General features: G+C 61.0%; 1 protein-coding gene. It reads right to left on the bottom strand.

Features of this window, described 5'->3' with window-relative positions:
* A partial coding sequence (locus ACFZPT_RS26570; protein ID WP_379555944.1) for a hypothetical protein occupies window positions 1-456 on the bottom strand: 456 nt, incomplete at both ends.

Raw genomic sequence — 456 nt, 5'->3', positions numbered from 1 at the left:
GCCCTGCATGGCGCTGCGCTCAAGCGCGGTGGCGTGGGAAAAATCGTCCCAGCGGGGTTTGAAGGTCTTTGCCCATTCATCGCGCAGGTCCGTTTCCAGCCCCGCGATCACCGCCTGATAAGACGCATACAGCGCCTTGACGTGGTCCTGGGAAACGTTGGGATAAAAGGTGATCTGGTAGGCCTGGTCGCGGGTGCACTCCTTGAGTTCAAGAATGCCGCTGGGGCCGATGGTGTGATGCTGGGGCGCGCCCATCGTGCTGCCATCGGCGGCCAAGGCTTGAAGCATCACCGGCGTGTTGCCGATGGGGACGAAGCGGGTGCTTTCGAACAGGTGCACCAGGGTTAACGAGCCCTGGGCATCACACTGGGCAACAACCGCGTTGGGCTTTTTTGAAGAAACCGGTTCGACCAGCGCGACGTCATCGCCGACTTTAAAGACCTGCTCCACCTGCAG

This window comes from Pseudomonas sp. MD330_10, from assembly GCF_042610415.1.
Lineage (GTDB): Bacteria > Pseudomonadota > Gammaproteobacteria > Pseudomonadales > Pseudomonadaceae > Aquipseudomonas > Aquipseudomonas rhodesiae.
This window is presented reverse-complemented; position numbering and strand designations above follow the sequence as displayed.